This window comes from Proteus sp. G4415, from assembly GCF_963896075.1.
GTDB lineage: Bacteria > Pseudomonadota > Gammaproteobacteria > Enterobacterales > Enterobacteriaceae > Proteus > Proteus mirabilis.
In genome coordinates, this window is record NZ_CAWQOK010000028.1 from 1 (window position 1) to 2095 (window position 2095).

Sequence of the window (2095 nt, forward strand, 5' to 3'; positions counted from 1 at the left end):
ATCTATTAGTCATATAATTATCTATCCTAGTAGAATTGGATATTTTATTTTTTAATTTATTGTATTATTTGCATTTGACTCTAAAAAAATCCTACTACGCTTATAGTAATAATCATTAAATGATAGTTTTTACGGTACATAATTTACCTGATTAAAAAATAAGTTTTAAAATTAAGTTCAGTGTAAAGAGGAGCTTCAAACACGAAATTGAGATTTTAATGGAGGAAATATGAATATTCTCGTCATTGGCGCTAAAGGTCGAGTAGGTCAGCGTTTAATCGAAATATTACTTGCTAAAGGTCATCATGTCATAGGTACAACCCGAAAATTATCCGACACATCAGTACATCATCCCTCACAGTACCATGAAATTGAATTGGACATAACAAAGCCGTTATCATCCATCACCGATTTATTGCCAGACAATTTAGAGGCTATCTATTTTACGACAGGCTCCCGAGGAAAGGATTTATTACAAGTTGATTTACATGGTGCTGTTAAAACGATGCAAGCAGCAGAAAAAAAAGGAATAAAAAGATATATTATGCTCAGTGCGATTAATTCATTATCACCTGATAAATGGACTGAATTAATTGATTATTTTACTGCTAAATATTTTGCCGACCTCTACTTACGGGATCGTACCCAGTTAGATTTCACCCTTGTTCAAGCAGGCTATTTAACTGAAAAACAAGGCACATATAAAATTACGACCAAATTGGAAGATAATGCTACAAAAGGTGAAATCACTATTGATAATGTCGCGGCAACATTAGCAGAGATATTAGATAAGCCGAATACATTTAAAAAATGCATTCCTATATTAGATGGTGACGAGGCGATTAAAACAGCCCTCAGTCGAATTTAGAAACGATTAGTTTACTGATTTTGATAAAAAACAATCTGACCCTGATAGACATTAGGGCCAGATATGTTAGTCACGAGCTAGCTTATCAATGTACACAACCATTGTTTGTTACTGACATTTATAAACTTGTCCACTCATTTTGCTATCTAGTGGCGCAAAGCTATCGACAATGCTACCTGCACCTGTACCAACATTAAAAATAACATTACCACCCATAGCGGCTGCTTTGTTGCGTAAATCATTAGCAGCACCGCGTAGTGATTGGCTTTCAGTACGAGAGCCTGATAACCAATTATTCTGAACGCCGGTTACTGTGCCTAATAACTGGCACTCGCTGCCTGGTTGCGTATCAGTAATTTGTACCTGTGAACCTGCACTGGTCAATGTATTTGTTGCAGAACAGCCTGCTAACAACAACGCTGCAGTGGCTCCCAATAACAATTTAATTCGCATGATCCCCTCATTTCTTTGAGTGTCCGTTTAGTCATGACAACAATATACCCTGTCACTCCTCTTAAGCGCAAAAATAAATCATCACTATCTTACATTAGCCTATAGTCTTAAGAGGTTATTTCCACTTGTTACTTATTTTGATTTAATGATTTAGCTTTAAGATAGACAAAGCAATATCTATTTATTTTACACCGCTTTGCGGCTTTTAAAACATATTGTGTGCTTTTCAGACACCACAGTGCGAGACTGGGCACATTATTTGGTCGTCGTTCTTAGCCTAGTCCTCTGCTTTAATAGCATAATCAGGCAATAGGCCATTGATAGAAATTATTTTTTGATACTTAAATAATAGGGAACATTAAATCATTATGTACTGGCTCAATATTGACATCCTCCACGCCCTAAAGGACGTGGATCCCTACTGCGTTCCTCTGAATCACCTCGGCGGGTTCCTGCTTCGACGGGCGGTCTGACTGCACCCTCCCTCCACAGGCAAGCACGGCATGTCCTGCCGCTAAAATGTTACGTGCCCCGTTGATATCAGCATTCGCTGTATATCCACATTCAAGGCACTCGAATTGACTTTGTGACTGGCGGTTTTCCTTTGCTGTATGACCACAGCAAGCGCACTTCTGACTGGTGTAGGCCGGTGGTATTGCCAGTACCTGACCTCCTCGCCAGAGCTGCTTGTACTCAAGCTGACGGCGCATTTCATACCAGCCCTGCTCCAGTATTGAGCGGTTTAAACCAGATTTAGCTTTTACGTTCCGTCCA

The 2095-nt window shown here is 39.0% G+C and carries 3 protein-coding genes; 1 reads left to right on the forward strand and 2 read right to left on the reverse strand.

Translation table 11 applies throughout. The features are described 5' to 3' along the window. The first annotated feature begins 229 nt into the window (after window positions 1–229). Window positions 230–868 (forward strand): NAD(P)H-binding protein, encoded by a 639-nt coding sequence (locus AACU95_RS02360; protein ID WP_004245714.1) that lies wholly within the window; start codon window positions 230–232, stop codon window positions 866–868. A 108-nt stretch (window positions 869–976) separates the two neighbouring features. Here the strand turns inward: AACU95_RS02360 and AACU95_RS02365 are convergent, their stop codons facing one another. Both AACU95_RS02365 and AACU95_RS02370 read right to left on the reverse strand, forming a co-directional pair. Continuing rightward, on the reverse strand, window positions 977–1321 hold the full coding sequence (locus tag AACU95_RS02365; RefSeq protein ID WP_004245715.1) for a DUF4156 domain-containing protein: 345 nt from the start codon (window positions 1319–1321) through the stop codon (window positions 977–979). Between the two features lie 401 nt (window positions 1322–1722). Then, a partial coding sequence (locus tag AACU95_RS02370; RefSeq protein WP_161737163.1) for an RNA-guided endonuclease InsQ/TnpB family protein occupies window positions 1723–2095 on the reverse strand: 373 nt, incomplete at its 5' end.